Here is a 25,582-nt window from a genome sequence, read left to right on the forward strand (position 1 = left end):
CTACGGGCGGGGATCATTCCTGGGCAACCGCTACGCGGCCGCAATAACCCACATCAACCACCCGATTCCGCGACGCCCGGCCGCAGCGCCGTGCGCGCATCGTCGACCGCGCCGCATACCTCGCGCAGCAGCATCGCCTCGCGCTCGTGCACCTCGACCGGCAGCCAGCGCGCGCCCGCCTCGACGAGATAGCGCGCGCGATGCTGGCCGTTGCGAAACGCGACCACGCCTTCATGCTCGAGTCCAAGCCAGCCGAGGAGACCCGGCGCGCGACGCCGCGTCACCGTCACGTACGGCATCTCGGGAATACGTTCGTTCTCCGGATCGAGAAACTCGCGGATACCGCGCACCTTGCCCGAGTGCCATTCGTTGACCGGCTTCAGCACGTAGTCGGTGTTGTCGCGGTCGGCGCACGCGAGCAGCTTGCGCAGATCGACGAGCACGACCTGATGACGCGTGCCATCGGCGATAAACACGCGCTTCAGCCGCACGTGATCGTACGGAGCGTGGCTGGGCAGCGGAATGGTCCAGACCGTTGCGGTTTCGGGCGGCACACCGCCGGCGGCGGTCGATGACAGAGAGTCGGGCATGCGGGGGAGTCGGGCCGGCCGGCCCGTTAAAAAAGCGCCTAAGCTAAGAGTGGATTATGAAACCGGCATGACAGCGAGACCAGCGCTATGTGCGGCCTAGTTCGAACGACCCGTGTCGCATAGCGTTTTGCGGTGCAACGGACGGTGTGGCAATGCCAGGACAATGTGCGCAACCATGTTGCATGGGACCGCAGTAAGCGCTAAAGCGCTAACTGCGGTCGACAAGGACCCGAGAATGATCATCGAAACATTCAGCGAACACGTGCGCATCGAAGCCGTCGATGCGGTCGCGACGATCGTGCTCGAACGCCCCGCTCGCCGCAACGCGGTCGACCGCCCGACCGCCGATGCGCTCAGCGCCGCGTTTCGCCGCTTCGACGCACACCCCGCCTGGCACGCAGCGGTGCTGTTCGGCGCGGGCGGCACGTTTTGCGCGGGCGCGGACCTGACCGCGCTGGCAGACGACAGCCGTCGCAACGAACTGCATCCCGACGGCAGCGGCCCCGGTCCGATGGGCCCGACCCGCATGTCGCTCGACAAGCCGGTCATCGCGGCGATCGCCGGCTATGCGGTCGCGGGCGGCCTCGAACTCGCGGCGCTGTGCGACCTGCGCGTCGTCGAGGACGACGCGGTGCTCGGCGTGTTCTGCCGACGCGTCGGCGTTCCGCTGATCGACGGCGGCACGATCCGGCTGCCGCGGCTGATCGGACTGTCGCGCGCGCTCGACCTGATTCTCACCGGTCGCGCGATCGATGCGCAGGAAGCACTCGCGTTCGGACTCGCGAACCGGGTCGTGCCGCGCGGCACCGCACGCGCCGTGGCCGAGCGGCTCGCGGCCGAACTGGCCGCGTTGCCACAGGCCGCGCTGCGCGCCGACCGCCGCTCCGCGCTCGACAACAGCCCGCTCGACGATCTCGCCGAAGCGCTGCGCCGCGAAGGCGCCGGCGGCTACGACGCGGTATTCGCCGAGGGCGTCGCGGGAGCTGCGCGTTTCGCCGAAGGGGCTGGCCGACACGGCGACGCGGTCGAACCGCCAGCTTCGCCCGCTTCTTCAAATCCGGATGGCCGGTAGCGTCGCGCGCACGACAAAACGCTCGAAAAACAACGCCCCGACACGTCCCCGTTTTTGGCTCTTCCGCGCCGTTTTGGCTTAGGTACAATCCCCTACTGTTTTACCCTGGCAGCGCCCGCGTCCCCGGCCGCGCGTCTGCCGCCCGAAACGCGCGCCGCGCTCCCGTACCGATCCGCCCCATCATGCCTTTGCCTCTTCTCGCCCTTGCCGTCGCCGCGTTTGGGATCGGTACCACCGAGTTCGTCATCATGGGGCTGCTGCCCGACGTGGCGCGCGATCTGTCCGTGTCGATTCCCGCGGCCGGCATGCTCGTGTCGGCCTATGCGCTCGGCGTCACGATCGGTGCGCCGATCGTCGCGATCGCGGTCGCGAACATGCCGCGCAAGAAGGCACTGCTGAGTCTGATCGGCGTGTTCATCGTCGGCAATCTGCTGTGCGCGATCGCGCCGGGCTACGCGGTGCTGATGGCCGCGCGGATCGTCACCGCGTTCTGTCACGGCGCGTTCTTCGGGATCGGCTCGGTGGTCGCGGCCGGGCTCGTCGCACCGAATCGCCGCGCGCAGGCAATCGCACTGATGTTCACCGGCCTCACGCTCGCGAACGTGCTCGGTGTACCGCTCGGCACAGCGCTCGGTCAGGCAGTCGGCTGGCGCGCGACGTTCTGGGCGGTCACCGTGATCGGCGTGCTCGCCGCGGCTGCGCTCGCGGTATGCCTGCCTGCACGGATCGAGATGCAGAAGGCGAGCCTCATGCGCGAATTCAGCGTGCTGAAGAATCCGCAGGTGCTGATGGTGCTCGGCATCAGCGTGCTCGCATCGGCGAGCCTGTTCTCGACCTTCACGTACATCACGCCAATTCTCGAAGACGTCACCGGCTTCACGCCGCATGCGGTCACGCTCGTGCTGCTGCTGTTCGGCCTGGGACTGACCGTCGGCAGCACGCTCGGCGGCAAGCTCGCGGACTGGCGGCTGATGCCGTCGCTGCTCGCGTTCCTGCTCGCGATCTGTGTGATCCTCGCGGTGTTTTCGGTGACGATGCATACGGCCGCCGCCGCGATGGCGACGATCTTCGTGTGGGGCGTGCTCGCGTTCGCGATCGTGCCGCCGCTGCAGATGCTGATCGTCGACCGCGCAAGCCACGCACCGAATCTCGCGTCGACGCTCAACCAGGGCGCGTTCAACCTCGGCAACGCGACGGGTGCATGGCTCGGCGGGATGGCGATCGGTGCAGGCATTCCGCTCGCATCACTGCCGTGGGTCGGCGTGACGACCGCGGTCGGCGCGGTGCTGCTGACGCTGTACTCGGTGTCGATCGAGCGGCGCACGCAACGGTTGCCTGCGACGGGTGGGGCTAGCTGAAACGGCAGCGGCACTACATACGACTCCGCATCACCCCACGCGTGCGCACGCCATCCCGCCGGTGTAGCATTCCGGCCGATGAAAGTCGTCTTCACCCGTGATTTCCTCGCACTGATCCTGAGCGTCGCCGTCGTCGGACTAGGCAGCGGCGCCACGCTCCCTCTCACCGCGCTCGCGTTGACGCAGGCCGGCTACGGCACCGACGTCGTCGGGCTGCTGACTGCCGCGCAGGCGGGCGGCGGCCTGCTCGTCGTGCCGATCGCCGGCTGGGTCGCGGCGCGTTTCGGCGGACGCCAGACGATCGCCGGCGCCGTGCTCGTCGTCGCCGTCGCGACCGCTGCCATGCAGCTCACGTCGAACCTGTTTGTCTGGGCCGTGCTGCGCATGGCGTGCGGCGCCGCGCTGATGCTGCTCTTTACGATCGGCGAGGCATGGGTCAACCAGCTCGCCGACGACGCGACACGCGGCCGCGTCGTCGCGATCTACGCAACCACCTTCACGCTATTCCAGATGTCGGGCCCGATACTGGTGAGCCAGATCGCCGACTTCGGCGGCGGACGCTTCCTGCTATGCGGCGCGATCTTCCTGCTCGCGCTGCCGACGCTCGCGACGATCCGCGCCGCCCCGCATGTCGAGAGCGAGCAGGCACACGACAGCTGGCGCCACGTGCTGCCGCGGATGCCGGCGATCGTCGTCGGTACGATGTTCTTCGCGCTGTTCGACACGATCGCGCTGTCGCTGCTGCCGCTCTACGCGATGGCGCATGGGATCGCGACCGAAGTCGCGGTGCTGTTCGCGTCCGCGCTGCTGCTCGGCGACACGACGATGCAGTTTCCGATCGGCTGGCTCGCGGACCGGCTCGGCCGCGAGCGCGTGCATCTCGGCTGCGCGGCGGTCGTCGTCGTGTTGCTGCCGCTGTTACCGTGGGCCGTCTCGTCACCGTGGCTATGCTGGCCGCTGCTGGTCGTGCTCGGCGCCGCGGCCGGCGCGATCTACACGCTGTCGCTGGTCGCGTGCGGCGAGCGCTTTCGCGGCGCCGCGCTGGTGTCGGCAAGCTCGCTCGCGGGTGCGTCGTGGAGCGCAGCGAGCTTCGGCGGACCGCTCGTCGCCGGCGCGCTGATGAAGAGCGTCGGCAATGAATCGCTGATCGTGTTGCTGCTCGTGTGTGCGCTGGCGTTCGGTGCTGCCGTGTTGTGGGAACGTCGGCGCGATCTGCAAACTGCGTCGTGATGCGTGAAGCGCCCTACCGCCGCGCAGGCAGAATCTCTCCGCTACAGATGCCGAAGCCCACGCGGTATCCATCGCCCTGGCACCATCCGGCGAGCGTCAGTTCGTCGCCGTCCTCGATGAACGTCCGCGTGCCGCCGCCGTCGAGCGCGAGCGGACGCTGACCGTTCCACGTCAGTTCGAGCAGGCTGCCGGATGAATCGGCAGCTGGTCCACTGATCGTGCCCGAGCCCATCAGATCGCCGATCCGTGTGTTGCAGCCGGACACTGTGTGATGCGCGAGCTGCTGCGCCATCGTCCAGTACATGTGGCGGAAATTCGTTCGAGAAATCGTCGTGGCTGCCGTAGTCTGCGATGGCCGCAGCCGCACTTCGAGTTCGATGTCGAACGCGTGCGCGCCGTCGTGCCGCAGATACGCGAGCGGCTGCGGCGACTGCTCCGGCTGCGCGACGCGGAACGGCTCCAGCGCATCGAGCGTGACGATCCACGGCGAGATCGTGGTCGAGAAAGTCTTCGAATTGAACGGACCGAGCGGCACGTATTCCCACTGCTGGATATCGCGCGCGCTCCAGTCGTTCAGCAGCACCATGCCGAAAATGTGCGACTCCGCGTCCTCACACGCGATCGGCTCGCCGAGCACATTGCCGCTGCCGATGATGAAGCCCGTCTCCAGTTCGATGTCGAGCTTGCGGCACGCGCCGAACACCGGACGCTCGGCATCGGGCAGCTTCAGTTGTCCGTTCGGCCGCCGCACCGGCGTGCCGCTCACCACCACCGACGACGCACGTCCGTTGTAGCCGATCGGCATCTCCGACCAGTTCGGCAGCAACGCGTTCTTCGGGTCGCGGAACATCGAGCCGACGTTCGTCGCGTGCTCTTTCGACGAATAGAAATCCGTATAGCCTGGAATCCGCACCGGCAGATGCAGCGTTGCATCGGCCGCATCGACGAGCACGCGTTCGCGCAGCGCGACGTCGTCGCGCAACGTCGCGGTGTGCCGGTCGAGCAGATTGCCAAGCTGAACCCGAACGCTGCGCCATGCGTCGCGGCCAAGCGCGATGAACGCGTTCAACGCGCCGTCGTGCAATGTTTCGGCAAGACCCGGCGCAGCAGTGCCCAGCGTCAGCAACCCCGCTTCGTCGAGCATCGACAGATCGACGATGCGATCGCCGATCGCCACACCGACGCGTCGAGCCGCATCGCGCGAATCGCTGAAGATACCGAACGGCAGGTTCTGGATCGGGAAATCGCAGGCCGGATCGTTAGCCGCATCAAGCCAGCTCCTGCGCGACGGATCGAGCGTCGCCTTGAGATCGCTCGATGCGCTCATCGTTGCCCCGGGGTGAAATGTTTCTGGATGCCCTGCCAGCATTCGAAGTAATCCGCCTGCAGTTGCGCGGTTTCGAGCGCGAAGCGCGTCGGCCGGATCAGCGTGCGCGTTTCGAACATGAACGCCATCGTGTCGCTGACCTTATGCGGCTTCGACGTATCGCTGCGCGACGCTTTTTCGAACGTGTCCGCGTCCGGACCGTGACCCGACATGCAGTTATGCAGACTCGCGCCGCCGGGCACGAAGCCCTCGGCCTTCGCGTCGTACGCGCCGTGCACGAGGCCCATGAATTCGCTCGCGACGTTGCGATGAAACCAGGGCGGGCGGAACGTGTCCTCGGCCGCGAGCCAGCGCGGGGGGAAGATCACGAAGTCGAGCGTATCGACGCCGGGCGTGTCGCTCGGCGAATGCAGCACGAGGAAGATCGACGGATCGGGATGGTCGTAGCTGATCGAGCCGATCGTGTTGAAGCGGCGCAGATCGTACTGATACGGCGCGTAGTTGCCATGCCACGCGACGACGTCAAGCGGCGAGTGACCGATATCCGCACGCCATAGCTGGCCGTTCAGTTTCGCGACGAGTTCGAAGTTGCCTTCGCGATCTTCATAGGCCGCGTGCGGCGTGAGGAAATCGCGCGGATTCGCGAGGCCGTTCGAGCCGATCGGCCCGAGATCGGGCAACCGCAGCAGCGCACCGAAGTTTTCGCAGATATAGCCGCGCGCGGAGCCCGCGGTACCTTCAGGCAGCATCACCGCGAAGCGCACGCCGCGCGGGATCACTGCGATCTCGAATGGTCCGACGTCCAGCCGGCCGAGTTCGGTCGCGATATGCAGACGCCCTTCCTGCGGCACGATCAGCAGTTCGCCGTCGGCGCTGTAGAAGAAGCGATCCTGCATCGAGCGGTTCGCCGCATACAGATGGATCGCGCAGCCGTTCATCGACTCGGCCGAGCCGTTGCCGGCCATCGTCACCCAGCCGTCGATGAAATCAGTCGGCTCGGTGGGCATCGGCAGCGGATTCCAGCGCAACTGGTTCGGCGGCGTCGGCGGCACGTCGTGAAAATTCGCGACCAGCCGATGCGATGGCAGCGGCGTGAACGGCTTGTGCATCGCCGCGGGCCGGATGCGGTACAGCCACGACCGTCGATTGTGGCTGCGCGGTGCGGTAAACGCGGTGCCCGACAGTTGCTCCGCGTACAGTCCATAAGCCACGCGCTGCGGCGAATTGCGGCCCGTGGGCAGCGCGCCCGGCAGCGCTTCGGTTGCGAACTCGTTCGCGAAACCGGATTGCCACGCGCCGTGTCCGTGCGGGTTGGGTTCGACGTCGCGGCGACTGTTCGTATCGTCAGTCATCAGATTCTCCGTAAACGTTCATGCGGCGCAGGCACGGCTTCGCCCTCATCGCCCGATATTTTACGTATAGTAAAACCAATTACGATTAGTGAAAATAACGTAAACCCTGGCTTGTCGAACGAACCGGTCAATAACGTTATGACCATTTAGTGCATGCGCGTGCTACACGGACTGCTAACATCGTTAAATGAGTGCGGCATGCCGCCGCAGACCGACAAGAAACGCCCTGCCCGTCCATGATTCCCCTAACCATCCCCGATCTCGTCGCGCGCGCCGCGAGCCGTCCGTTTCTCGGCGAGCATCTGGCGCTCGGCACAGGCGAGCACAGCGGCACCGCGGTGGCCCGCTTCAACGGCTTCCAGCTGGGGAGCGCGTACGAGCCGATCTTCGACATCAGCGTGCATGCGTATGGACAGTCGCTCGGCTCGGCGCCGGAACAGGCCGACCGCCTCGGCGACGAACTCGGCTTCCAGGCGGTCACCGAGCGCATCGACGGCGAGCCGTTCGATGCACACGATTCGTTCGAGCGAATCGCTGAAGATACGCAGCTGGTCGCGCTCGACCGGATGTCGCGTGCGATGCACGCGATCAATTTCTTCGGTGCGCAGCGTCACGGGCTGCTGTTCCTGCGGGTTCACGAGCGGCTGCTGAAGAGCGTGAGGTACGACCACGGCCGGCACTTTTCGGCGGTGCTCATTTCGTTTGGGCTGAATCCGTCGCGCATCGTGATCGAACTGCCGCAGGCCGCGGTCGCGCACCGCACGTTCCTCGGCTATCTGACGAAGAGCTACCAGCACTACGGGTTCAAGGTCGCCGGCAACCTGCCGAACGCCGGACAGATCCTGTCCGTGTCCGACATGGCGCGGCTCGATTTCATCAAGATGGATGCGGGCGCGGCCTTGCGCGATTCGATGGTGAAGCCGCTCGTTGGCTATGCGAACCGGCTGCGCATTCCGCTGATCTTCGATCGCGTCGCCGACGAAGCGCAGTTCGATCTGCTGCAGCAATACGACGTGCGCTTCGTGCAGGGCCCGCTGTTCGCGACGCACGATCATCCGCGCGCGGCTTGACCCGATCTGGCTCGGTGCACTGCCACGTCGTGTCAGCCCGTGTCGCCGAGCCGGCGTGCCAGTGCCTTCAATCGCGGCGCGACGCTGTTGCGAAACACCTCCTCTCCCATCGACGAAGCCGGCCCGCTGCAACTGAGCACGAGCCAGCGGCCGTCGCGCGTCTCGCGAAACGGTACCGCGACCGCATTCACGTCGTCGTGCCATGCGCGAAACGAAAAGCAGCAGCGCGCGTCGGCGAACGCCTCGATCTCGCGCTGCGCGTCCACGACCAGCGCCGCGCCGTCGCGGCCGGCTGCCTTCTTCAGTTCGGCGAGCAAGGCGACGCGTGCATCGGCGGACTGCACAGCAAGGTACGCGCGGCCCATCGAACTCGTCAGCATCGATAGCTTCGAACCCGATGCGAGACCGAGCGTCAGCGCGGTCTCGCTGCGGATCGTCTCGAGATAGATCATGTCGAGCCCGTCGCGGCAACCCAGCGACACCGCCGCGCCGACCTCGCGTGCGAACGTGCGCATGTGCGGCCGTGCGAGCTCGAGCGTGTCGGTGCCCGACAGCAGCGCGAAGCCCAGCGACAGCACGCCCGCATCGAGTGCGTACTTGCCGAGCGTCTCGTCGAAGCGCAGATAGCCGAGCACCGTCAGCGTGTACGCGAGACGGTTCACGGTCGCTTTCGCGAGGCCCGTCCGCTCGACGAAATCGCGGTTGCCGAGCATCGTTTCGCCGGGACGGAACGCGCGCAGCAGGTCGAGCCCGCGGGCGAGCGCGGTGACGAACTTGCGCTCGTCGATGGAACCGGAGGGGGTGGAGTTGGGCGTCATCGGGTGGTACACTCGGTGCTGATTTGCAAAACATTGTTCCGCATAGCGGAACTTCCGTCAAGCGCTCAGTTAAGCAGAACCCGGGCTGTGCCGTTTGCGCGCTTGCCCATCTCGACGCCGTTTTCACCTGTTAGAAGAGTCACGAAGGAGATCCGCATCATGGCCGACGCCGCGCAGTTTCACTGGGAAGATCCGCTGTTGCTCGACCAGCAGCTGACCGAAGACGAACGCATGGTGCGCGACGCCGCGCAAGCCTATGCGCAGGACAAGCTCGCGCCGCGCGTGCTCGACGCGTTCCGCCATGAGAAGACCGACGCGGGCCTTTTCCGCGAGATGGGCGAACTCGGCCTGCTCGGCCCGACCATTCCCGAACAGTACGGCGGTCCCGGGCTCAACTACGTGAGCTACGGGTTGATCGCGCGCGAAGTGGAGCGCGTCGATTCCGGCTACCGCTCGATGATGTCGGTGCAGTCGTCGCTCGTGATGGTGCCGATCTTCGAATTCGGCTCCGACGCGCAAAAGGAAAAGTACCTGCCGAAGCTCGCCACCGGCGAATGGATCGGCTGCTTCGGGCTGACCGAGCCGAACCACGGCTCGGATCCGGGCAGCATGGTCACGCGCGCAAAGAAAGTCGACGGCGGTTATTCGCTGTCGGGCTCGAAGATGTGGATCACGAATTCGCCGATCGCCGACGTGTTCGTCGTGTGGGCGAAGCTCGAGGAAGACGGCAAGGACGCGATCCGCGGCTTCATTCTCGAGAAGGGCTGGAAGGGTCTGTTCGCGCCTGTGATTCACGGCAAGGTCGGCCTGCGCTCGTCGATCACCGGCGAGATCGTGCTCGACGAAGTGTTCGTGCCGGCAGACAACCTGATGCCGAACGTGAGCGGCCTGCGGGGCCCGTTCACGTGCCTGAATTCGGCGCGTTACGGCATCGCGTGGGGCGCGCTCGGCGCCGCGGAATCCTGCTGGCACACGGCGCGGCAATACGTGCTGGACCGCAAGCAATTCGGCCGGCCGCTCGCCGCGAACCAGTTGATCCAGAAAAAGCTCGCCGACATGCAGACCGAAATCACGCTCGGCCTGCAAGGCGTGCTGCGCCTCGGCCGGATGAAGGATGAAGGCACGGCGGCCGTCGAGATCACGTCGATCATGAAGCGCAATTCATGCGGCAAGGCGCTCGACATCGCGCGGCTCGCGCGCGACATGCTCGGCGGCAACGGCATTTCGGATGAGTTCGGCATCGCACGTCACCTCGTGAACCTCGAGGTCGTCAATACGTACGAAGGCACGCACGACATTCACGCGCTGATTCTCGGTCGCGCGCAGACGGGGATTCAGGCGTTTTTCTGAGCGCTGGGCTCACGCCCGCCGCGTCGCAGGCTCAAACAAAAACTCCCGCGTTCTTCGCAGAACGCGGGAGTTTTTTCGTACGCCAGCCGCTTACCTGTTCGGCTGCGGCGTGAGACGCAGATACGGACGCAGCGCCTTGTAGCCCTTCGGAAACTTCTGCTTGATCACTTCCTCGTCCTTCAGCGACGGCACGATCACCACGTCGTCGCCCTGCTTCCAGTTGCCCGGCGTCGCGACCTGGTAGTTGTCGGTGAGCTGCAGCGAATCGATCACGCGCAGCACCTCGTCGAAGTTGCGTCCCGTGCTGGCCGGGTACGTGATGATCAGCCGCACCTTCTTCTTCGGATCGATCACGAACAGCGAGCGCACGGTGAGCGTCTCGTTCGCGTTCGGATGGATCATGTCGTAGAGCTGCGAGACCTTGCGGTCGCCGTCCGCGAGAATCGGGAAGCCGACGCTTGCCGCTTGCGTCTCGTTAATGTCCTTGATCCACTCGTTGTGCGACGACGCAGTGTCGACCGACAGCGCGATGGTCTTCACGTTGCGCTTCTCGAACTCGCTCGCGAGCTTCGCCGTGAGGCCGAGTTCGGTCGTGCAGACCGGCGTGAAGTCGGCCGGATGCGAGAACAGCACGCCCCAGCTGTCGGCGAGCCATTCGTGAAAATGGATGCGGCCGAGGCTCGAATCCTGTTCGAAATCCGGTGCGATGTCGCCGAGACGCAAACTCATGATGCAGCTCCTTGAAGTGATCGGGCGAACCCGCGGCCTGCGGCCGCGCGAGTCGCAAGGAGTTGAAGCATACGGGAAGCCGCGGCGGCGCCGAACGAACATCGCGTCAGAACTTTATGAGTTTTTGTAATTTTCACCAGGCGCGTGGAAACTTTACGGGACAGATCCCGTCCATCCGAGGCACACTGTGCGCGTGCTTCTTCCATGCCGCCGCCGGTGAATAGCCGTGCAATGCGAGCGGTTCCGCCGCGACCCGGCCCGTATCGACGGGAACGGTTCGTGCGTAAGTGTGAGTTTGGTGCGCCGGCCAGTGCACTCGCCAGCGGACGTTTCTTTCGTTACGATTCACGCGTGGCGTGACACAGGGAGCAGTCAATGTCGGAAGTCAACAAGGAGAGATTGATGTCGGATATCAAAACCGTCCTCGCGGACGCTGAAGACCTGCTGAAGCAGGCCGCGAGCGCAACGGGCGAGCGCGCGTCGGAACTGCGCGAGACCGCGCTGTCGCGCCTGAAGCAGGCGAGAGAAAAGGCCGCCGACGTCCAGGTGGTCGTCGTCGAGAAGGGCAAGAAAGCCGCGCGCGCGACGGACGACTACGTTCACGAGCATCCGTGGGCGTCGATCGGCATCGCCGCCGGCGTCGGCGTGCTGGTCGGGCTGTTGATCAACCGCAAGTAAGCGCAAATAAGCGGGCTGCGCGGGCATGTCCTTCCAGACACGCTCGGCGTAGCGCAGCGGCGTAACCAGGCACGAAGCCGGTGACGCCAACATGCCAACATGCCGGCCGGTTTTCCGGCCGACTCCTTTCTGGTGCATCTGCACGCACAACGCGCTGAGGCCATGACGAACGAAACCCATTCGCGCGCGGACCACGGGCCCTTGCGCCGCATCCTCGGCTCCGTATTCGCCATTCTCCAGACCCGGCTCGAGCTGATCGGCATCGAGTTGAGCGAGGAGAAAGACCGCCTGCTCACGGTGCTCTTTCTCGGGCTCGCCGCGATGATGCTCGCGACGATGGCGTTGATCGCGCTGACCGCGCTCGTCGCGATCGCGTTCTGGGACACGTACCGCTGGCAGGCGCTCGCCGGTATCACATTCGTCTATGCGCTTGCCGCGCTGTTCTGCGGATTGCGCGCGCGCAGCGGGCTGCACAACGCGCCGATCGTGTTCGAGGCCACGCTGAAGGAATTCGAGAAAGACCGCGATATTTTCCGCAAGCCCTGACATGACATCCGCGGGCGGTCTGTTTTTGTCCGCTTTTATCATGTCCCGTCACTCCGTCATCACGCAGCCGACAGACCGATCATGAGCCAGTCCCAACCCGATACCGCATTTCGCAAGCGCCCCTACGAGAGGGAACTAAGCGCGCCGCATCTGCGCGCGCTGCGCAAGGAGTTGCTGATCGTCCGCGCGGATGTCGAGCGGATGGAACTCGCGCAGGCCACGCTCGAACTGCGTCAGGCCGTCACGCACTTCAGCTGGCTCAAGTTTCTGCTGCCGGGTTTCGGCCGCACGCGCTGGGGCTTCGGCCGCGGCATGAACATGGGCATCGGCGCATTGCTCAAGCAGTATCCGTTCGTCAGCTCGCTCGCGTCGATCCTGCTCGCGAAACCGTTGCGCGCGACCGTTGTCGCGGGTGCGAAGCCGTTGCTCAAGTGGGGCGGCCTCGCGTTTGTCGCGTGGGAGGCGTACCGTGTCTGGCAGCAGATGAAAGATGGCCGCAACGGAGACTGAGTAGCCCTCGAAGTCATCGCGCGACTCGCTTCATCCCGTTGTTCACGTTCTGCGCTCAACGCCTGTTCCAGCATTCGTCGACGGCGTCCGCCGCGACCTCCCCTCCACCGCCGGCACCACCAGCGCCACGGTTTGTTCGCGCGCCGGTCGCATCGAGCACGAAGGTGCCGCACGCATCGTCGCTCATCGGCCCGGGGTCAACGGGTGCCGCACGAATCGCATAGCCGCCGTTCGTTGCATCGGCTGGTAGCACGCTCAGCCGATACACCGCCGTCCCGGATTCCGGCGCGCGATCGAGACCGGGCGGCAACGTGCGCTGCGCGTCGGGGTTCGCGGACTCGACGAATTGCGCTGCCCGATACAGCGCCGCGGCGGCATCGATGCGATGCGCACGTGCGATGTGACTGCGATACGCGGGGATCGCGAAGACCGCGAGCGTCGCGGCAATCGCGAGCGCGATCACGAGTTCGAGCAGCGTGAAGGCGGTGGTCCGTCTCGTCATGAAGTGCTCGCCATCATTCAGAAAGGCCGCGCGACAATCTGTCGCCAGTGACGTTCGACCCGTTCGCCGTCGACGACCAGTTCCATCTGCAACCAGATCTGCGAAGCCCGTGTCGCGCCGAAGCCTCGCGCGGTAATCAACCACGCACGCGTCTCCGGGCGCGCCGGCAGCAGCCATCCCTCGACCAGACATTGCGGCGGCCGGGGCGTGCCGGGCCACTGCATCACTGGCGTCAGCGCAGCGGCATCGAACGTCGCTGCGTGCTGCCAGCCGACGGGCTCCAGCGCGACGTCCGGCAACGCCGACGCGGTGCCGTTGAGGGCCATCTGCGCACAGCGCGTCAACGCGGCGTCGGCGGCATGAAACGCCTGCAACGCATCCTGTGTATTCGACGCTGCGCGCGCGGCGGCAATCGACATCTCGAACCAGGCCACCGACGTCGTGAGCATCATTGCGGACAGCATCAGCACGATCGGCAACGCGACGCCGCGCTGCATACGCCGCGTGGGTATGCGGATCATCACGTGCCCTCTTCCTGATTGCGGATCGCGATGCGCCGCCAGAATGCCTGCCGGGCGCGCGCGTCGGCGGCGACGACTGTCGCGTCGTCGCAGTCGACGTAGCGCATGCGCCGGCCAAGCGGCGCGCCGCGCACCAGCACGCACAGATCGACGGCGACAACCCGCGGCCACTGGCTCCGCGCGATCGCGGATGCATCGAGTGCGCTCTGCGCACCCCGCAGCCAGTAGCGGATGCGCAGGCGCTCGATGCCTTCCACCAACGGTTGCGCGAAGCCAGGCCCGCTGCCTTCGCAATACAGTTCGGGTTCGCCGGTCGTGCTGCCCGTCTTGATGTAGAAGCCGTTGACGATCGATGCATACGGTCTGCCGTCGCTACTGTCGGCATCGCTGTCGACGCCCTGTCCGAGACAGTCGGTCGCGCGACCATCCGCCGACATCCACGTTGAAACGGTATCGCCGACGTAGCGCACGCGCAGTCCATCCGAATGGGTGGCGAGTGTCTCGCACGCCGGCTGGTCACTGGGACCGACGACTCGCGCGCCCGAGCAGCCGAAGAGTCCGGCCACAACATCCGCAGGCGGCACCTGGGCCGGCGTGAAGCCCGCCATGCGCACCTGCGCGGCAAGCAGCGACAGTGCGGCGATACCCGAGTCGTGAATGCGCGCGGTGTCCGCGGCCTGCGCAAACGCCGCCCGCTGCGAGCGATACAGCGACACGGCACCGGCCACCACGACGAGCCCCAGCGCAACGGCGATCATCAATTCGATCAGCGTATGCCCACGCGGACGACGCATCGCGACGGTCATCGCGCAAACGCCATGACGACGCAATGCATGCCCGCAGGCGCCACGATGCCGCCGCACGACTCGGGCATGTCGACCACATCGCCGCGCATCGGTGCTTTCGGCGCTTTCGACTGCGCCGTCCACAACACCTGCACGACCGACGCACCGCCGCCCAGGTCGCGCACCGATGCATCGCCTTGCGGCAGAAGCGTTGCCGCGAGTGAGCGCCAGCGTGCCGATGCCGCATCGATGGCCCCGGGGCTGCGCGCGGCCTCCGTCAATGCATCCGCCAGAAGCACGGCTTGCACGCGTGTCGCCGATGCGCGTGCTTCGCGAGCGGTCCATAGTTGAGCGGCTATCAGACCGAGCGCGGTCCCGGCCATCAGCGAAACGGCAAGCATGACCTCGATCAACGCATTGCCCTCTACACCACGACGAAACGCACGCCACTTCACGATGCCGCTCCGCAGCCGCCGTCGGCGATCCGCGCACGCCCACCCGACGCGATCCGGATACAGCGGCGCCAGCCGTCGCCGCGCATCGCCTGCGAAGCCGCACGCGGCGCGAACTCGAAGCTACGAAAGCCGCCAATCGCGAGACCGGCTGGCGGCGTGAACGTGAGATTCGTGAGGAGGCCCGTCACCCTGACAGCCGCGACGCCGGTCTGCAGGCGCAACAGCGCGGGCGGCGCCGAGCTACCCTCGTCGGCCATCACGGCCCAGCCGCACGACCAGTCCGATACGCCACTGCCGCATGCGCTACCCACCGCGAGGCAATGGCGCAGCGTATCGATGCGGCACACGGTCACACGCACGCCACGCCGCAGCGCTTCGCTGCGCGCATAGCTCAGCGTCGCAACCATCGCGTGCGCTTGCGCGTCGACCTGATCGCGCATGTGCCACGCGACGAACGAAGGCACGGCGAACAGCGCAAGCGACGCGATCAACGCAACCACCACGAGCGTTTCGACGAGCGTGAATCCACTGCGCGCACGCGGCGGCAACGGTAAAGAAACAAGCGTCATCGCGCATCTCCTGACTCGACTGGAACGCAGTCAATCTATCGATGCATGCGGGGCGAAACAATCGGCCGGACGGCCAGGTGGCGGACAGACGCAGCCCCGTGCGAGCCTGCACGTGGACAGCGAAAACGGGGAGAAGGAATGAACGAACTGAACGAAGCAGGCGTGGCGCCAACACGCATACGTAAAGCTTCAGCGTTTGCGCGACGGCTTGACGGGCGCGGGCGGCGAACTCGCGCGACGGAATTCCTCGATCACGTCCTCGAATTCGGAGACGTCTTCGAAGCGCCGGTACACCGATGCGAAGCGCACGTAGGCAATCGTATCGAGCGCACGCAACTCGTTCATCACGAGTTCGCCGAGACGCTCGCTGCGCACTTCGCGCTCGCCGCTACCGAGCAGCTGGTATTCGATGCGTGCAACCGCCGCATCGATGGCGTCGGCCGCGACCGACCGCTTTCTCAACGCAAGCTGCATGCTCGCGACGATCTTGCGGCGGTCGAATTCAGTGCGACTGCCGTCCTTCTTGACCACCGACGGCAACGCCAGCTCGACCCGCTCGTACGTCGTAAAACGTTTGTCGCAGGCCGCGCAACGACGGCGCCGGCGAATCGCGGCACCGTCTTCGGACACGCGGGAATCGACGACCTGCGTGTCCTCATGCCGGCAGAAGGGGCAGTGCATGGCAGCCTAGCGATAAACCGGGAAGCGCTTCGTCAGCTCGGCGACCTGCGCGCGCACGCGCTCGATCGTCGCTGCATCTTCCGGGTTCTCGAGCACGTCGGCGATCAGGTTGCCGACCTGCTCGGCTTCCTTCGTGCCGAAGCCGCGCGTCGTCATCGCGGGCGAGCCGAGACGCACGCCGCTCGTGACGAACGGCTTTTCCGGATCGTTCGGAATCGCGTTCTTGTTCACCGTGATGTGCGCGGCGCCGAGTGCGGCTTCGGCAGCCTTGCCGGTGATCTGCTTCGCGCGCAGATCGACCAGCATCACGTGGCTTTCGGTGCGGCCCGACACGATGCGCAGGCCACGCTTCACCAGCGTTTCGGCGAGCACACGCGCGTTGTCGACGACCTTCTGCTGATACGTCTTGAATTCCGGCGACAGCGCTTCCTTGAACGAGATGGCCTTTGCGGCGATCACGTGCATCAGCGGGCCGCCCTGGATACCCGGGAAGATCGCCGAATTGATCTGCTTCTCGTACTCGGCCTTCATCAGGATCACGCCGCCGCGCGGACCGCGCAAGCTCTTGTGCGTGGTGGTCGTGACGAAATCGGCGTGCGGCACCGGGTTCGGATAAACGCCCGCGGCGATCAGACCGGCGTAGTGCGCCATGTCGACCATCAGATAGGCACCGACCGACTTCGCGATGGCCGAGAGGCGTTCGAAGTCGATGCGCAGCGCAAACGCGGACGCGCCCGCGACGATCAACTTCGGCTTGTGTTCTTCGGCGAGCTTCTGTGCGGCGTCGTAATCGATGTCTTCTGCTTCGTTCAGCCCGTAGCTGACCACGTTGAACCACTTGCCCGACATGTTGACGGGCGAGCCGTGCGTGAGGTGACCACCGTGCGCGAGGCTCATGCCCATGATCGTGTCGCCTGGCTTCAGCATCGCGAAGAACACGCCCTGGTTCGCCTGCGAGCCGGAATTCGGCTGCACGTTCGCGGCTTCGGCGCCGAACAGCTGCTTCACGCGGTCGATCGCCAGTTGCTCGACGACGTCGACGTATTCGCAACCGCCGTAGTAGCGCTTGCCCGGGTAACCCTCGGCGTACTTGTTGGTGAGTTGCGAGCCCTGTGCGGCCATGACGGCCGGGCTCGTGTAGTTTTCCGACGCGATCAGTTCGATATGGTCTTCCTGACGGCGGTTTTCCTGCTCGATCGCCTTGAAGATTTCGGGATCGACGCTGGCGATAGTGCTTTCGGCTCTGTCAAACATACGGGTTCCGTTGAGTGTGTTCAGGTTGACCGGATCGTGCGCCGGACGGTGCGCGAAAAAACATGGCGGGCACGCGGCGCTGCTGGCGGCTGGGCCAGCCTTGACATGGCGGATGAAGGAGCGCCGCACACGCGAGGCAGGACAGCCACCGACGGCGCTAAATAACGGCGCGCGGATCACGGCTGCCCAGGCGAACGGCAAAACGGCACCCTGCGCTTCACGGTGGGTCGTTCCACCTTGAACCCGTAGGGTTCTATCGCCAGTCACGCAGGGATTGAGCGCGTTAGTGTAGGGGAACGGCCTTGAATAGGCAACCGGGGCTATCACCCGCCCGTGTCCGCCGACAGCCCCGCCCCACGGCGCCCGCACGCTGCCCGTAACGGCGAATCGACCTTGCCGCAGCGCGGCATTGGAAGTAGGCTTGTGCCCTTCCTTTTTCACCGACCATGGAGCAGCAATGATCGTGTTCGTTACCGGGGCGTCCGCAGGGTTCGGCGCAGCCATCGCAAGAGCGTTCGTCAACGGCGGCCATCGTGTCGTCGCCACCGCACGCCGCAAGGACCGTCTCGACGCGCTCGCCGGCGAACTCGGCGAGCGCCTGCTGCCGTTCGAACTGGACGTGCGCGACCGCGCCGCCGTCGAGGCCGTGCCGGGCACGCTGCCGGCCGATTTCGCCGCCGTCGACGTACTGGTCAACAACGCCGGCCTCGCGCTCGGCCTCGAGCCCGCACAGCGGGCTGTGCTGGACGACTGGCAGACGATGATCGACACCAACTGCACGGGGCTCGTGCAGGTCACCCGCGCGCTGCTGCCGGGGATGGTCGAGCGCAATCGCGGGCACGTGTTCAACCTCGGCTCCGCGGCGGCCAACTGGCCGTATGCGGGCGGCAACGTGTATGGAGCGACCAAGGCCTTCGTGCGCCAGTTCAGCCTGAATCTGCGCGCCGATCTGGCCGGCACGGCCTTGCGCGTCACCAACGTCGAGCCGGGCCTGTGCGGCGGCACCGAGTTTTCAAACGTGCGTTTCCATGGCGACGACCAGAAGGCCGCGGGCGTCTATCAGAACGTGCAGCCGCTGACAGCGGAGGACATCGCCGACTCGATCTACTGGATCGCCACGCGCCCCGCGCACGTGAACATCAACACGATCGAACTGATGCCGGTCGCCCAGTCGTTCGCGGCGCTGTCGGTGCATCGCGGCTAGGGATACACGCGATACTCGCGATACACGCGATACTCGCCGCGCATCGCTGCCGCAAGTGGCCGGATAAGCTACAAATCGCGAAGCGGCGGCGCGTTCCGGTAAAATGCGCGGCATGAATATGTCCAGCAGCCAGCCCGGCATGGAAATCGGCTTCACCTGGCCGATTCGGGTGTACTACGAAGACACCGATGCCGGCGGCATCGTGTTCTACGCGAATTATCTGAAGTTTTTCGAACGGGCGCGCACCGAATGGTTGCGCGCGTGCGGCGTCGACCAGCGGCGGCTCGCCGACGAAACAGGCACGATGTTCATCGTGCGCAGCACCGCGCTCGACTACCGGGCGCCCGCGCGGCTCGACGACGTCCTCACGGTGATCAGCCGGATCGAACGGCTCGGCCGCGCATCGGTCGATTTCGTGCAGGAGGCATGGCGCGACGGCACGCTGCTCGCCACCGGTACTATCCGGGTTGGCTGCGTCGAGCGCAGCGCGTTCAAGGCCACCGCCATTCCTCCACCGGTACTCGCCGCGTTGCGGCGCGGTCCGGTAACGACCGGCGTGTCAACGACAGGCGACTGAATCCCGTTGATACATCGCCAGTGAACTCGCAACGATCAAAGCCACACCAAGCATGGTTCGGCGAAGGATACGCCGAAGCTTCCGGTTAGCTCACCGCCAGCTTCGACACACCTTGCAGCCGGACGCCCCTTTCGGGACGTGACCAAGAACCTCTATGAACACTACACAAGATCTGTCGATCGTTTCTCTCGTCCTCAATGCGAGCCTGCTGGCCCAGGCCGTGATGGCGCTGCTGCTGCTGCTGTCGCTGATGTCATGGACCTTCATCTTCCGCAAGTGGTTTGCGATCCGCCGCGCGCGCTCGCAGACCGAACGCTTCGAACGCGATTTCTGGTCGGGCGGCGACCTGCAGGCGCTGTACCAGAGCGCCGCGAACAACCGTCATACGATCGGCGCGCTCGAACGGATCTTCGAATCCGGCATGCGCGAATTCCTGAAGGGCAAGGAAAAACGGCTCAACGATTCGAGCGCGATCCTCGACGGTGCCCGCCGCGCGATGCGCGCCGCGTTCCAGCGTGAAATGGACGTGCTCGAGGCAAACCTCGCGTTCCTCGCGTCGGTCGGCTCGGTGAGCCCGTACATCGGTCTGTTCGGTACGGTGTGGGGGATCATGAACGCGTTTCGCGGACTCGCGAACGTGCAGCAGGCCACCCTCGCGAACGTCGCGCCCGGCATCGCCGAAGCGTTGACGGCGACGGCCATCGGCCTGTTCGCGGCAATCCCCGCGGTGGTCGCGTACAACCGCTACGCGCACGACATCGATCGCCTCGCGATCCGCTTCGAGACCTTCATCGAAGAGTTCTCGAACATCCTGCAGCGCCAGGCTCACTAAGGGGTCCACCATGGCCGGTTCCTCCTCCAGCATGCGCGGCAGCCGTACGCGCCGCGCGATGGCCGACATCAACGTGGTGCCGTACATCGACGTGATGCTCGTGCTGCTCGTGATCTTCATGGTGACCGCGCCGCTCGTCGCACCGTCCATCGTCAATCTGCCGACCGTCGGCGGCGCGGCGCCGCAGCAGCAGATGCCGCCGGTCGTCGTCAACATCCGCGCGGACGGCAACATGAACGTCAAGTACAAGGACGACGCCGGTACGCAGCAGCAGGAAGCCATGACCAGGGCCGATCTGAACGGCTTCATCACGGATCGCGCGCAGACGCATCCGGATCAGCCGGTCGTGATCGCCGCCGACAAGACCGTGAAGTACGAAGTCGTGATGAACGTGATGTCGGATCTGAAGGCGCGCGGCGTGAAGCGTGTCGGGTTGCTCGTCAAATCGCAATGAATCGCAAGGAATCCGCCTACCCGCTCCAGCCGCCGCGCGAACGCGGCACGGGGCGTGCTATTACCCTTGCAATCGTGATGCATCTGCTGCTCGGGTACTTCCTGTATCACGGCATCCAGTGGCAAAACAGCACACCCGCGGGCGCCGAAGCCGAACTGTGGACCGAGGTGCCGGACACGTCGCAGCCGGTGCCCGTGCCGACGCCGGCCGTGCGGGTCGCGCCGCCGCCCGTCGACAACGAGGAAGCGGACATCGCGCTGCAGGAAAAGAAACGTCAGCAGGAACAGGCGCGTCTGGCGCAACTCGCGGAACAGCAGCGGCAGAAGCTGCAGGCCCAGCAGGAAGCGGAGGCCGACGCGAAACGCCAGCAGCAGCTTGCTGAGCAGGCGGCTCAGCTTGCCGCTCAAAAAGCAGCAGATGTGAAGCAGAAGCAGCAGGCCGACAAGCTCCGGCAGCAGCAGCTCGCGGACCAGCAAAAGCAACAGCAGCTCGAGCAGCAGAAGGAAGATCAGCAGAAGCAGACGCAGGCCGACGCGAAGAAGAAAGCCGACGCGGATAAAGCCGCGAAAGCGAAAGCCCAGACCGATGCGCAGGCGAAGAAAGTCGATCAGGAACGCCGGGCCCGCCTCGCGCAGATGCAGGGGATGGCAGGCGGTGAAGGGTCGACGGGCAATGGTCTTGCGAAGAACGGGACGGGTAGCGGTTCGGGCGGCACGGCGTCATCGTCGGGATATGCGGAAAAGGTTCAACGGCGCGTGCGGCCGAACATCGTGTGGGCCGGCGATACGCAGGGCCTCGTAACCGTCGTGTCGGTACACTGTGCGCCCACCGGCACGCTGCTGAGCGCGACCATCACAAGTAGCAGCGGCAACGCTCAGTGGGACGATGCCGCGCTGCGGGCGGTCCAGCGGTCCGATCCGATGCCGCTCGATACGGACGGCAAGGCACGGGCCAGTTTTACGATTACATTGCGGCCGGCAGGCTAGTCCGAAGCGCCCGTGCCCCGTCCCATATGGCGTGGCGGGGAACGAATCCGGCGTTTGCGGGTCTCTCTGCTGTCGCAAAGCGTTAGAACATCCGTTTTTTTTGGGGAATCGATACAGCATGAGTTTGATGACCAAGCTAGGCCTGCGAACACTGGTGGCGTCGTGCCTGATTGCGGCAGGAAGCGCCGCGCACGCACAGCTCAACGTTCTGGTGACGGGCGTCGGGTCGACGCAGTTCCCGATCGCGACCGCGAATTTCGCCAATGAGGCGAACTCTCCGCAGCAGATCAGCACAATCGTGCGCCAGGACCTGCAACGCAGCGGCAAATTTACGAATATCGATGCAGGCGGCACGCCTGTCTCAGAAACCGACTCCGTCGACCTCGGCGGATGGAAGGCCAAGGGTGCCGACGCGTTCGTCGCGGGCAGCGTCAACCGCCTCGCCAACGGCCAGTATGAAGTGCGTTTTAAACTGTACGACACGGTCAAGCAGCAGAGCCTCGGCGGTCTCGTTCTCGTGAGTCCCGAGAGCGGCCTGCGGATGAGCGCGCACAAGGTGGCCGATTTCATCTACGCAAAACTGATGGGCTCGCGCGGCGTGTTCGCGACGCGTCTGTCGTACGTGATCAAGACCGGCAACCGCTACCAGTTGCAGATTTCCGATTCGGACGGCCAGGACGCGCATATCGCGCTGTCTAGCCCCGAGCCGATCATCTCGCCCGCATGGTCGCCGGACGGCACGAAGGTCGCGTACGTATCGTTCGAAAAGAAGAAGCCGATCGTCTACATTCACGACCTGCCCACGGGCCGTCGCGTGATCGTCTCGGACCAGAAGGGTAACAACAGCGCGCCGGCGTGGTCGCCGGACGGCCGCACGCTCGCGGTCGCACTGTCGCGCACCGGCAATACGCAGATCTTTGCGGTCAATGCGGACGGCAGCGGGTTGCGGCGCCTCACGCAGGGCAGTTCGATCGATACCGAACCCGCCTTCTCTCCTGACGGGCAATCGATCTACTTCACGAGCGATCGCGGCGGCGCGCCGCAGATCTACCGGATGTCGGCCCAGGGCGAAAACGCCGGCGGCGCGCAGCGCGTGACGTTCACCGGCAACTACAATACGAGCCCGCGCGTGAGCCCGGACGGCAAGCAGCTCGCGTACATCTCGCGTGTCGGCGGCGCGTTCAAGCTCTATGTGCAGGATCTGCAGTCGGGCGTCGCGACGGCGCTCACGGACACCACACATGACGAATCGCCAAGCTTCGCGGCGAACGGTCAGTACATTCTTTACGCCACACAGGTGAACGGCCGTGGCGTGTTGGCGGCAGTGTCGACCGACGGTCGCACCCGGCAGGTCCTGTCCGTTCAGGGCGGCAGCGTTCGCGAGCCGTCCTGGGGCCCGTTTATGCAATAACACACAAGGAGAGTAAAAATGATGTCCAAACTTCGTATCGCCTTTGCCGTCCTGATGCTCGGTGCACTGGCTGCGTGCCATTCGGGCGTGAAGCTCGACGAAAACGCCAACAAGGGCGGCGCCGTGTCGACGCAGCCGAATCCGAACGCCGTCGCACAGGTCAACGTCGATCCGCTGAACGATCCGAATAGCCCGCTCGCGAAGCGCAGCGTCTACTTCGACTTCGACAGCTACTCGGTGAAGGACGATTACCAGTCGCTGCTGCAGCAACACGCGCAGTATCTGAAGAGCCATCCGGAACGTCACGTGCTGATCCAGGGCAACACCGACGAACGCGGCACGAGCGAATACAACCTCGCGCTCGGCCAGAAGCGTGCTGAAGCAGTGCGCCGTGTACTGTCGACGCTGGGCGTGCCCGATTCGCAGATGGAAGCCGTGAGCCTCGGCAAGGAAAAGCCGCAGGCGACGGGTCATGACGAAGCGTCGTGGGCACAGAACCGCCGCGCCGATCTCGTCTATCAACAGTAACCGTAACGGGTGATGAGCCGTATGACGCACCGTTTCTCCTGGCTGCGGATCGCCGCGGCCGTCTGCGTGGCAGGGACGGCCCTCGCGGCCGCTCCTGCGCACGCGGGCATCTTCGACGACGACCAGGCTCGCCAGGCGATCCTCGACCTGCGCACGAAGACCGATAGCCTGTCGGGTCAGCTGTCCGCCGCGCAGCGCACGATCCTCGATCAGACCAACCGCCTCGACCAGCTGAACCAGCAGGTCGCGACGCTGCGTGGGCAGAACGAGGACATGGCGAATCAGCTCGCCACGTTGCAGAAGCAGCAGAAGGACTACTACACCGACCTCGACACGCGGTTGAAGAAGTTCGAGCCGCAGCAGCAGACGGTCGATGGCGTAGACGGTACCGTGCAGCCGGGCGAAACGGATGCGTTCAACGCGGCGTCACAGCAGTTCCGCAGCGGCGACTTCAAGAATGCGGCGGCGTCGTTCCGCAGCTTCATCGCGAAGTATCCGCAGAGCCCTTACCAGCCGACCGCGCAGTACTGGCTCGGCAACGCGCTGTATGCGCTGCGCGACTACAAGGGCTCGACGGCGACGTGGCAGGGTGTCGTGAAGAATTATCCGCAGCACCCGCGCGCGCCGGATGCACTGCTCGCGATTGCGAACAACCAGCTCGAACAAGGCCAGAAGGCTGCGGCGAAAAAGACGCTCGAGCAGATCGTCGCGCAATACAGCGGTTCGGACGTCGCCCAGTCGGCGCAGAGCAAGCTGTCGCAGATCAAGTAATCAAGTAGCACCGCGCGAGCATGCAGCCGCACGTTCGCGCGACGCGCAGTGCCGGACAGTTATAACGACACGCGCGCCTCTCGCTGAAAAGCCCGGAGCACGAACGTGCTTCGGGCTTTTCTTATTTGCGTGCCGCACGATCACATTGCTCGCCCCGCTGCGGCCATGGCCGCGCGGTTGACACCCGAGCAGGGGTATCGCTATAATTCCGCTTCTCTTTTTGGGTCGTTAGCTCAGCTGGTAGAGCAGCGGACTTTTAATCCGTTGGTCACAGGTTCGAATCCCGTACGGCCTACCAAAAGATTCAAGGGCTACCGCGTCATACGCGGTAGCCCTTTTCATTTTGTCGGCGACGTGTAGGCGCCATGCCGGCATTTTGAGTCGATACCAGCCGAAGTGGACCTACCGGCGCAAACGGAAAACCACGGCTCAAAAGCGCATCGAGCGACAGGGTACCCGGGCCCAGGACGGCCAGCCAGACGAGCAGCGGCAACACCATGAGTTGCTGGATACCCAAGTCGGTGGACATTTCGCCGGCAAGCAACACAACCGCTACCGGGCGGGTCAGCAGTCCGATCGAAACGACTATGGGAGCGACGCTACGTATTGCGACCTCGACACTCGACGACACCGGCAAACCACCTTGAGGCAGCCCGTGCGACTTGCCCTGAACCATCTGCATCATCTGATGCACGAATACGACCTGCCCGACCCAGAGGCGCGTCGCCAGCAGAAACCAGGGCGCGCCGGGTCGACGTATCGACCTGCTCACGCGCGTCACGAATGTCAGCAGATTGCGGAGCATACGATCTCCTCGGAGATTGCCGGATGATCGTCCGCGTCAGCGCGAAATATCTGCCGTCCAGTCCTCAGTTTTGCGACGAACGGTACGCTGCCCGCGACAAAAGTCTGGTCACGATCTGAACGATCGATCGCCAAGCAGATAGTCGATCGATATCCGGCCCGGCCCCCAGGCTGCAATTCCCAACGCCATCGCTAGCCACGTCACGTGGATGGGCCAGCCGTCCGGCACCGTCAGTTCAATGAGGCAGATCATCAGTATCAAGCCGGCTGCGGCGAACCGGGTCCCGAGGCCCAGCACGAGCAGGACAGGGAATCCCACCTCCCCGCAGGCGGACAGAAATGCAAACACAGCGGGCGCAGGAAACGGATAGGGGCCGCCGGGGAGATGCAGCTTGAACACCAGCGTGAAGAGATCGATCGCCGTATCGTTAAGCTGAAGAAACCCGCGCCATTTCAGAATGCCCGATTTCCAGAAAGGGACGGCCAGGCCAAGTCGTAGCACGAGCTGAACCAGCCACGGTTGCGCGAGTCGCTGGATCAGCCGGTTCACCGCCGAGATCGCCGATACGGCTACCAATGCAATGGGCGGTTTCGTGTTCTGTGAGTTCGAGATCATGA

General features: G+C 65.0%; 30 protein-coding genes, 1 tRNA gene and 1 riboswitch. Of the genes, 17 read left to right on the forward strand and 14 right to left on the reverse strand.

What is annotated here, in order from left to right:
- Window positions 1–53: 53 nt before the first annotated feature.
- Window positions 54–590: a plasmid fertility inhibition factor family protein gene (locus ACREXZ_RS15585; protein ID WP_431764995.1), complete on the reverse strand. Its 537-nt coding sequence runs from the start codon at window positions 588–590 to the stop codon at window positions 54–56.
- Window positions 591–825: 235 nt separating this feature from the next.
- On the opposite strand from ACREXZ_RS15585, the gene ACREXZ_RS15590 reads away from it, so the two are divergent.
- The 3 genes from ACREXZ_RS15590 to ACREXZ_RS15600 all read left to right on the forward strand — a co-directional run bounded on the left by ACREXZ_RS15590 (window position 826) and on the right by ACREXZ_RS15600 (window position 4,250).
- Window positions 826–1,662: a crotonase/enoyl-CoA hydratase family protein gene (locus tag ACREXZ_RS15590; RefSeq protein WP_431764996.1), complete on the forward strand. Its 837-nt coding sequence runs from the start codon at window positions 826–828 to the stop codon at window positions 1,660–1,662.
- Between the two features lie 182 nt (window positions 1,663–1,844).
- Complete coding sequence (locus ACREXZ_RS15595; RefSeq protein ID WP_431764997.1) at window positions 1,845–3,020, forward strand: MFS transporter; 1,176 nt, start codon at window positions 1,845–1,847, stop codon at window positions 3,018–3,020.
- 78 nt (window positions 3,021–3,098) lie between these two features.
- On the forward strand, window positions 3,099–4,250 hold the full coding sequence (locus tag ACREXZ_RS15600; protein WP_431764998.1) for an MFS transporter: 1,152 nt from the start codon (window positions 3,099–3,101) through the stop codon (window positions 4,248–4,250).
- 13 nt (window positions 4,251–4,263) lie between these two features.
- Here the strand turns inward: ACREXZ_RS15600 and fahA are convergent, their stop codons facing one another.
- Both fahA and hmgA read right to left on the reverse strand, forming a co-directional pair.
- Complete coding sequence (gene fahA / locus ACREXZ_RS15605) at window positions 4,264–5,577, reverse strand: fumarylacetoacetase (RefSeq protein WP_431764999.1); 1,314 nt, start codon at window positions 5,575–5,577, stop codon at window positions 4,264–4,266.
- Complete coding sequence (gene hmgA / locus ACREXZ_RS15610; RefSeq protein ID WP_431765000.1) at window positions 5,574–6,929, reverse strand: homogentisate 1,2-dioxygenase; 1,356 nt, start codon at window positions 6,927–6,929, stop codon at window positions 5,574–5,576. The genes fahA and hmgA overlap by 4 nt, the downstream gene beginning before the upstream one ends.
- Before the next feature lie 236 nt (window positions 6,930–7,165).
- Between hmgA and ACREXZ_RS15615 the strand changes: the two genes are divergently transcribed.
- Window positions 7,166–7,999 carry an EAL domain-containing protein gene (locus tag ACREXZ_RS15615; protein ID WP_431765001.1) on the forward strand — a complete coding sequence of 278 codons (834 nt, stop codon included), beginning with the start codon at window positions 7,166–7,168 and terminating at the stop codon, window positions 7,997–7,999.
- Between the two features lie 32 nt (window positions 8,000–8,031).
- Here the strand turns inward: ACREXZ_RS15615 and ACREXZ_RS15620 are convergent, their stop codons facing one another.
- On the reverse strand, window positions 8,032–8,817 hold the full coding sequence (locus ACREXZ_RS15620) for an IclR family transcriptional regulator (RefSeq protein ID WP_431765002.1): 786 nt from the start codon (window positions 8,815–8,817) through the stop codon (window positions 8,032–8,034).
- A gap of 159 nt (window positions 8,818–8,976) precedes the next feature.
- Between ACREXZ_RS15620 and ACREXZ_RS15625 the strand changes: the two genes are divergently transcribed.
- Window positions 8,977–10,167 carry an acyl-CoA dehydrogenase gene (locus ACREXZ_RS15625; protein WP_431765003.1) on the forward strand — a complete coding sequence of 397 codons (1,191 nt, stop codon included), beginning with the start codon at window positions 8,977–8,979 and terminating at the stop codon, window positions 10,165–10,167.
- Window positions 10,168–10,257: 90 nt separating this feature from the next.
- On the opposite strand, the gene ACREXZ_RS15630 is transcribed toward ACREXZ_RS15625, so the two are convergent.
- Window positions 10,258–10,896 carry a peroxiredoxin gene (locus tag ACREXZ_RS15630; RefSeq protein WP_431765004.1) on the reverse strand — a complete coding sequence of 213 codons (639 nt, stop codon included), beginning with the start codon at window positions 10,894–10,896 and terminating at the stop codon, window positions 10,258–10,260.
- Between the two features lie 375 nt (window positions 10,897–11,271).
- On the opposite strand from ACREXZ_RS15630, the gene ACREXZ_RS15635 reads away from it, so the two are divergent.
- The 3 genes from ACREXZ_RS15635 to ACREXZ_RS15645 all read left to right on the forward strand — a co-directional run bounded on the left by ACREXZ_RS15635 (window position 11,272) and on the right by ACREXZ_RS15645 (window position 12,630).
- On the forward strand, window positions 11,272–11,574 hold the full coding sequence (locus tag ACREXZ_RS15635) for a DUF883 family protein (protein ID WP_431765005.1): 303 nt from the start codon (window positions 11,272–11,274) through the stop codon (window positions 11,572–11,574).
- Window positions 11,575–11,736: 162 nt separating this feature from the next.
- On the forward strand, window positions 11,737–12,120 hold the full coding sequence (locus ACREXZ_RS15640) for a phage holin family protein (protein ID WP_431765006.1): 384 nt from the start codon (window positions 11,737–11,739) through the stop codon (window positions 12,118–12,120).
- An 81-nt stretch (window positions 12,121–12,201) separates the two neighbouring features.
- Window positions 12,202–12,630 carry a DUF3318 domain-containing protein gene (locus ACREXZ_RS15645; RefSeq protein ID WP_431765007.1) on the forward strand — a complete coding sequence of 143 codons (429 nt, stop codon included), beginning with the start codon at window positions 12,202–12,204 and terminating at the stop codon, window positions 12,628–12,630.
- A gap of 55 nt (window positions 12,631–12,685) precedes the next feature.
- Here ACREXZ_RS15645 and ACREXZ_RS15650 read toward each other — a convergent pair whose 3' ends face one another.
- From ACREXZ_RS15650 to glyA, 7 genes are all read right to left on the reverse strand, one after another.
- Entirely contained in the window at window positions 12,686–13,132 is a 447-nt protein-coding gene (locus tag ACREXZ_RS15650) for a type IV pilin protein (RefSeq protein ID WP_431765008.1), read from the reverse strand.
- A gap of 17 nt (window positions 13,133–13,149) precedes the next feature.
- The gene (locus tag ACREXZ_RS15655) at window positions 13,150–13,653 is read right to left on the reverse strand and encodes a pilus assembly PilX family protein (RefSeq protein ID WP_431765196.1); all 504 of its coding nucleotides are present in this window, start codon (window positions 13,651–13,653) and stop codon (window positions 13,150–13,152) included.
- Window positions 13,653–14,459, reverse strand: coding sequence for a PilW family protein (locus ACREXZ_RS15660; protein ID WP_431765009.1), 807 nt, complete (start codon window positions 14,457–14,459; stop codon window positions 13,653–13,655). Before ACREXZ_RS15660 ends, ACREXZ_RS15655 begins: the two co-directional genes overlap by 1 nt.
- Window positions 14,456–14,893 carry a type IV pilus modification PilV family protein gene (locus ACREXZ_RS15665; RefSeq protein WP_431765010.1) on the reverse strand — a complete coding sequence of 146 codons (438 nt, stop codon included), beginning with the start codon at window positions 14,891–14,893 and terminating at the stop codon, window positions 14,456–14,458. The genes ACREXZ_RS15660 and ACREXZ_RS15665 overlap by 4 nt, the downstream gene beginning before the upstream one ends.
- Entirely contained in the window at window positions 14,890–15,462 is a 573-nt protein-coding gene (locus tag ACREXZ_RS15670) for a GspH/FimT family pseudopilin (RefSeq protein WP_431765011.1), read from the reverse strand. Before ACREXZ_RS15670 ends, ACREXZ_RS15665 begins: the two co-directional genes overlap by 4 nt.
- Before the next feature lie 189 nt (window positions 15,463–15,651).
- Window positions 15,652–16,143, reverse strand: coding sequence for a transcriptional regulator NrdR (gene nrdR / locus ACREXZ_RS15675; RefSeq protein WP_431765012.1), 492 nt, complete (start codon window positions 16,141–16,143; stop codon window positions 15,652–15,654).
- A 6-nt stretch (window positions 16,144–16,149) separates the two neighbouring features.
- Window positions 16,150–17,397 carry a serine hydroxymethyltransferase gene (gene glyA, locus ACREXZ_RS15680; protein ID WP_431765013.1) on the reverse strand — a complete coding sequence of 416 codons (1,248 nt, stop codon included), beginning with the start codon at window positions 17,395–17,397 and terminating at the stop codon, window positions 16,150–16,152.
- Between the two features lie 177 nt (window positions 17,398–17,574).
- A riboswitch (ZMP/ZTP riboswitch) is annotated at window positions 17,575–17,674 on the reverse strand.
- Window positions 17,675–17,854: 180 nt separating this feature from the next.
- On the opposite strand from glyA, the gene ydfG reads away from it, so the two are divergent.
- The 9 genes from ydfG to ACREXZ_RS15725 all read left to right on the forward strand — a co-directional run bounded on the left by ydfG (window position 17,855) and on the right by ACREXZ_RS15725 (window position 24,458).
- Complete coding sequence (ydfG, locus tag ACREXZ_RS15685) at window positions 17,855–18,601, forward strand: bifunctional NADP-dependent 3-hydroxy acid dehydrogenase/3-hydroxypropionate dehydrogenase YdfG (RefSeq protein WP_431765014.1); 747 nt, start codon at window positions 17,855–17,857, stop codon at window positions 18,599–18,601.
- Window positions 18,602–18,704: 103 nt separating this feature from the next.
- Window positions 18,705–19,178 carry a tol-pal system-associated acyl-CoA thioesterase gene (ybgC, locus tag ACREXZ_RS15690; protein ID WP_431765015.1) on the forward strand — a complete coding sequence of 158 codons (474 nt, stop codon included), beginning with the start codon at window positions 18,705–18,707 and terminating at the stop codon, window positions 19,176–19,178.
- 154 nt (window positions 19,179–19,332) lie between these two features.
- On the forward strand, window positions 19,333–20,010 hold the full coding sequence (gene tolQ / locus ACREXZ_RS15695) for a protein TolQ (protein WP_431765016.1): 678 nt from the start codon (window positions 19,333–19,335) through the stop codon (window positions 20,008–20,010).
- 10 nt (window positions 20,011–20,020) lie between these two features.
- A complete protein-coding gene (gene tolR, locus ACREXZ_RS15700; RefSeq protein WP_431765017.1) occupies window positions 20,021–20,464 on the forward strand; it encodes a protein TolR in 444 nt (147 codons plus the stop codon).
- Window positions 20,461–21,450 (forward strand): cell envelope integrity protein TolA, encoded by a 990-nt coding sequence (gene tolA, locus ACREXZ_RS15705; RefSeq protein ID WP_431765018.1) that lies wholly within the window; start codon window positions 20,461–20,463, stop codon window positions 21,448–21,450. The genes tolR and tolA overlap by 4 nt, the downstream gene beginning before the upstream one ends.
- Window positions 21,451–21,568: 118 nt before the next feature.
- Window positions 21,569–22,861: a Tol-Pal system beta propeller repeat protein TolB gene (tolB, locus tag ACREXZ_RS15710; protein ID WP_431765019.1), complete on the forward strand. Its 1,293-nt coding sequence runs from the start codon at window positions 21,569–21,571 to the stop codon at window positions 22,859–22,861.
- Window positions 22,862–22,879: 18 nt separating this feature from the next.
- Entirely contained in the window at window positions 22,880–23,389 is a 510-nt protein-coding gene (gene pal, locus ACREXZ_RS15715) for a peptidoglycan-associated lipoprotein Pal (RefSeq protein WP_431765020.1), read from the forward strand.
- Between the two features lie 21 nt (window positions 23,390–23,410).
- Window positions 23,411–24,160, forward strand: a complete 750-nt coding sequence (ybgF, locus tag ACREXZ_RS15720) for a tol-pal system protein YbgF (protein ID WP_431765021.1) — start codon at window positions 23,411–23,413, stop codon at window positions 24,158–24,160.
- A 222-nt stretch (window positions 24,161–24,382) separates the two neighbouring features.
- A tRNA-Lys gene (locus ACREXZ_RS15725) sits at window positions 24,383–24,458 on the forward strand.
- Between the two features lie 21 nt (window positions 24,459–24,479).
- Here ACREXZ_RS15725 and ACREXZ_RS15730 read toward each other — a convergent pair.
- Entirely contained in the window at window positions 24,480–24,965 is a 486-nt protein-coding gene (locus tag ACREXZ_RS15730; protein ID WP_431765022.1) for a DoxX family protein, read from the reverse strand.
- A gap of 108 nt (window positions 24,966–25,073) precedes the next feature.
- A complete protein-coding gene (locus ACREXZ_RS15735; RefSeq protein ID WP_431765023.1) occupies window positions 25,074–25,580 on the reverse strand; it encodes a DoxX family protein in 507 nt (168 codons plus the stop codon).
- Window positions 25,581–25,582: the final 2 nt, after the last annotated feature.

Origin of the sequence: Paraburkholderia sp. (assembly GCF_050742655.1) — a bacterium.
Taxonomy (GTDB): Bacteria; Pseudomonadota; Gammaproteobacteria; order Burkholderiales; family Burkholderiaceae; genus Paraburkholderia.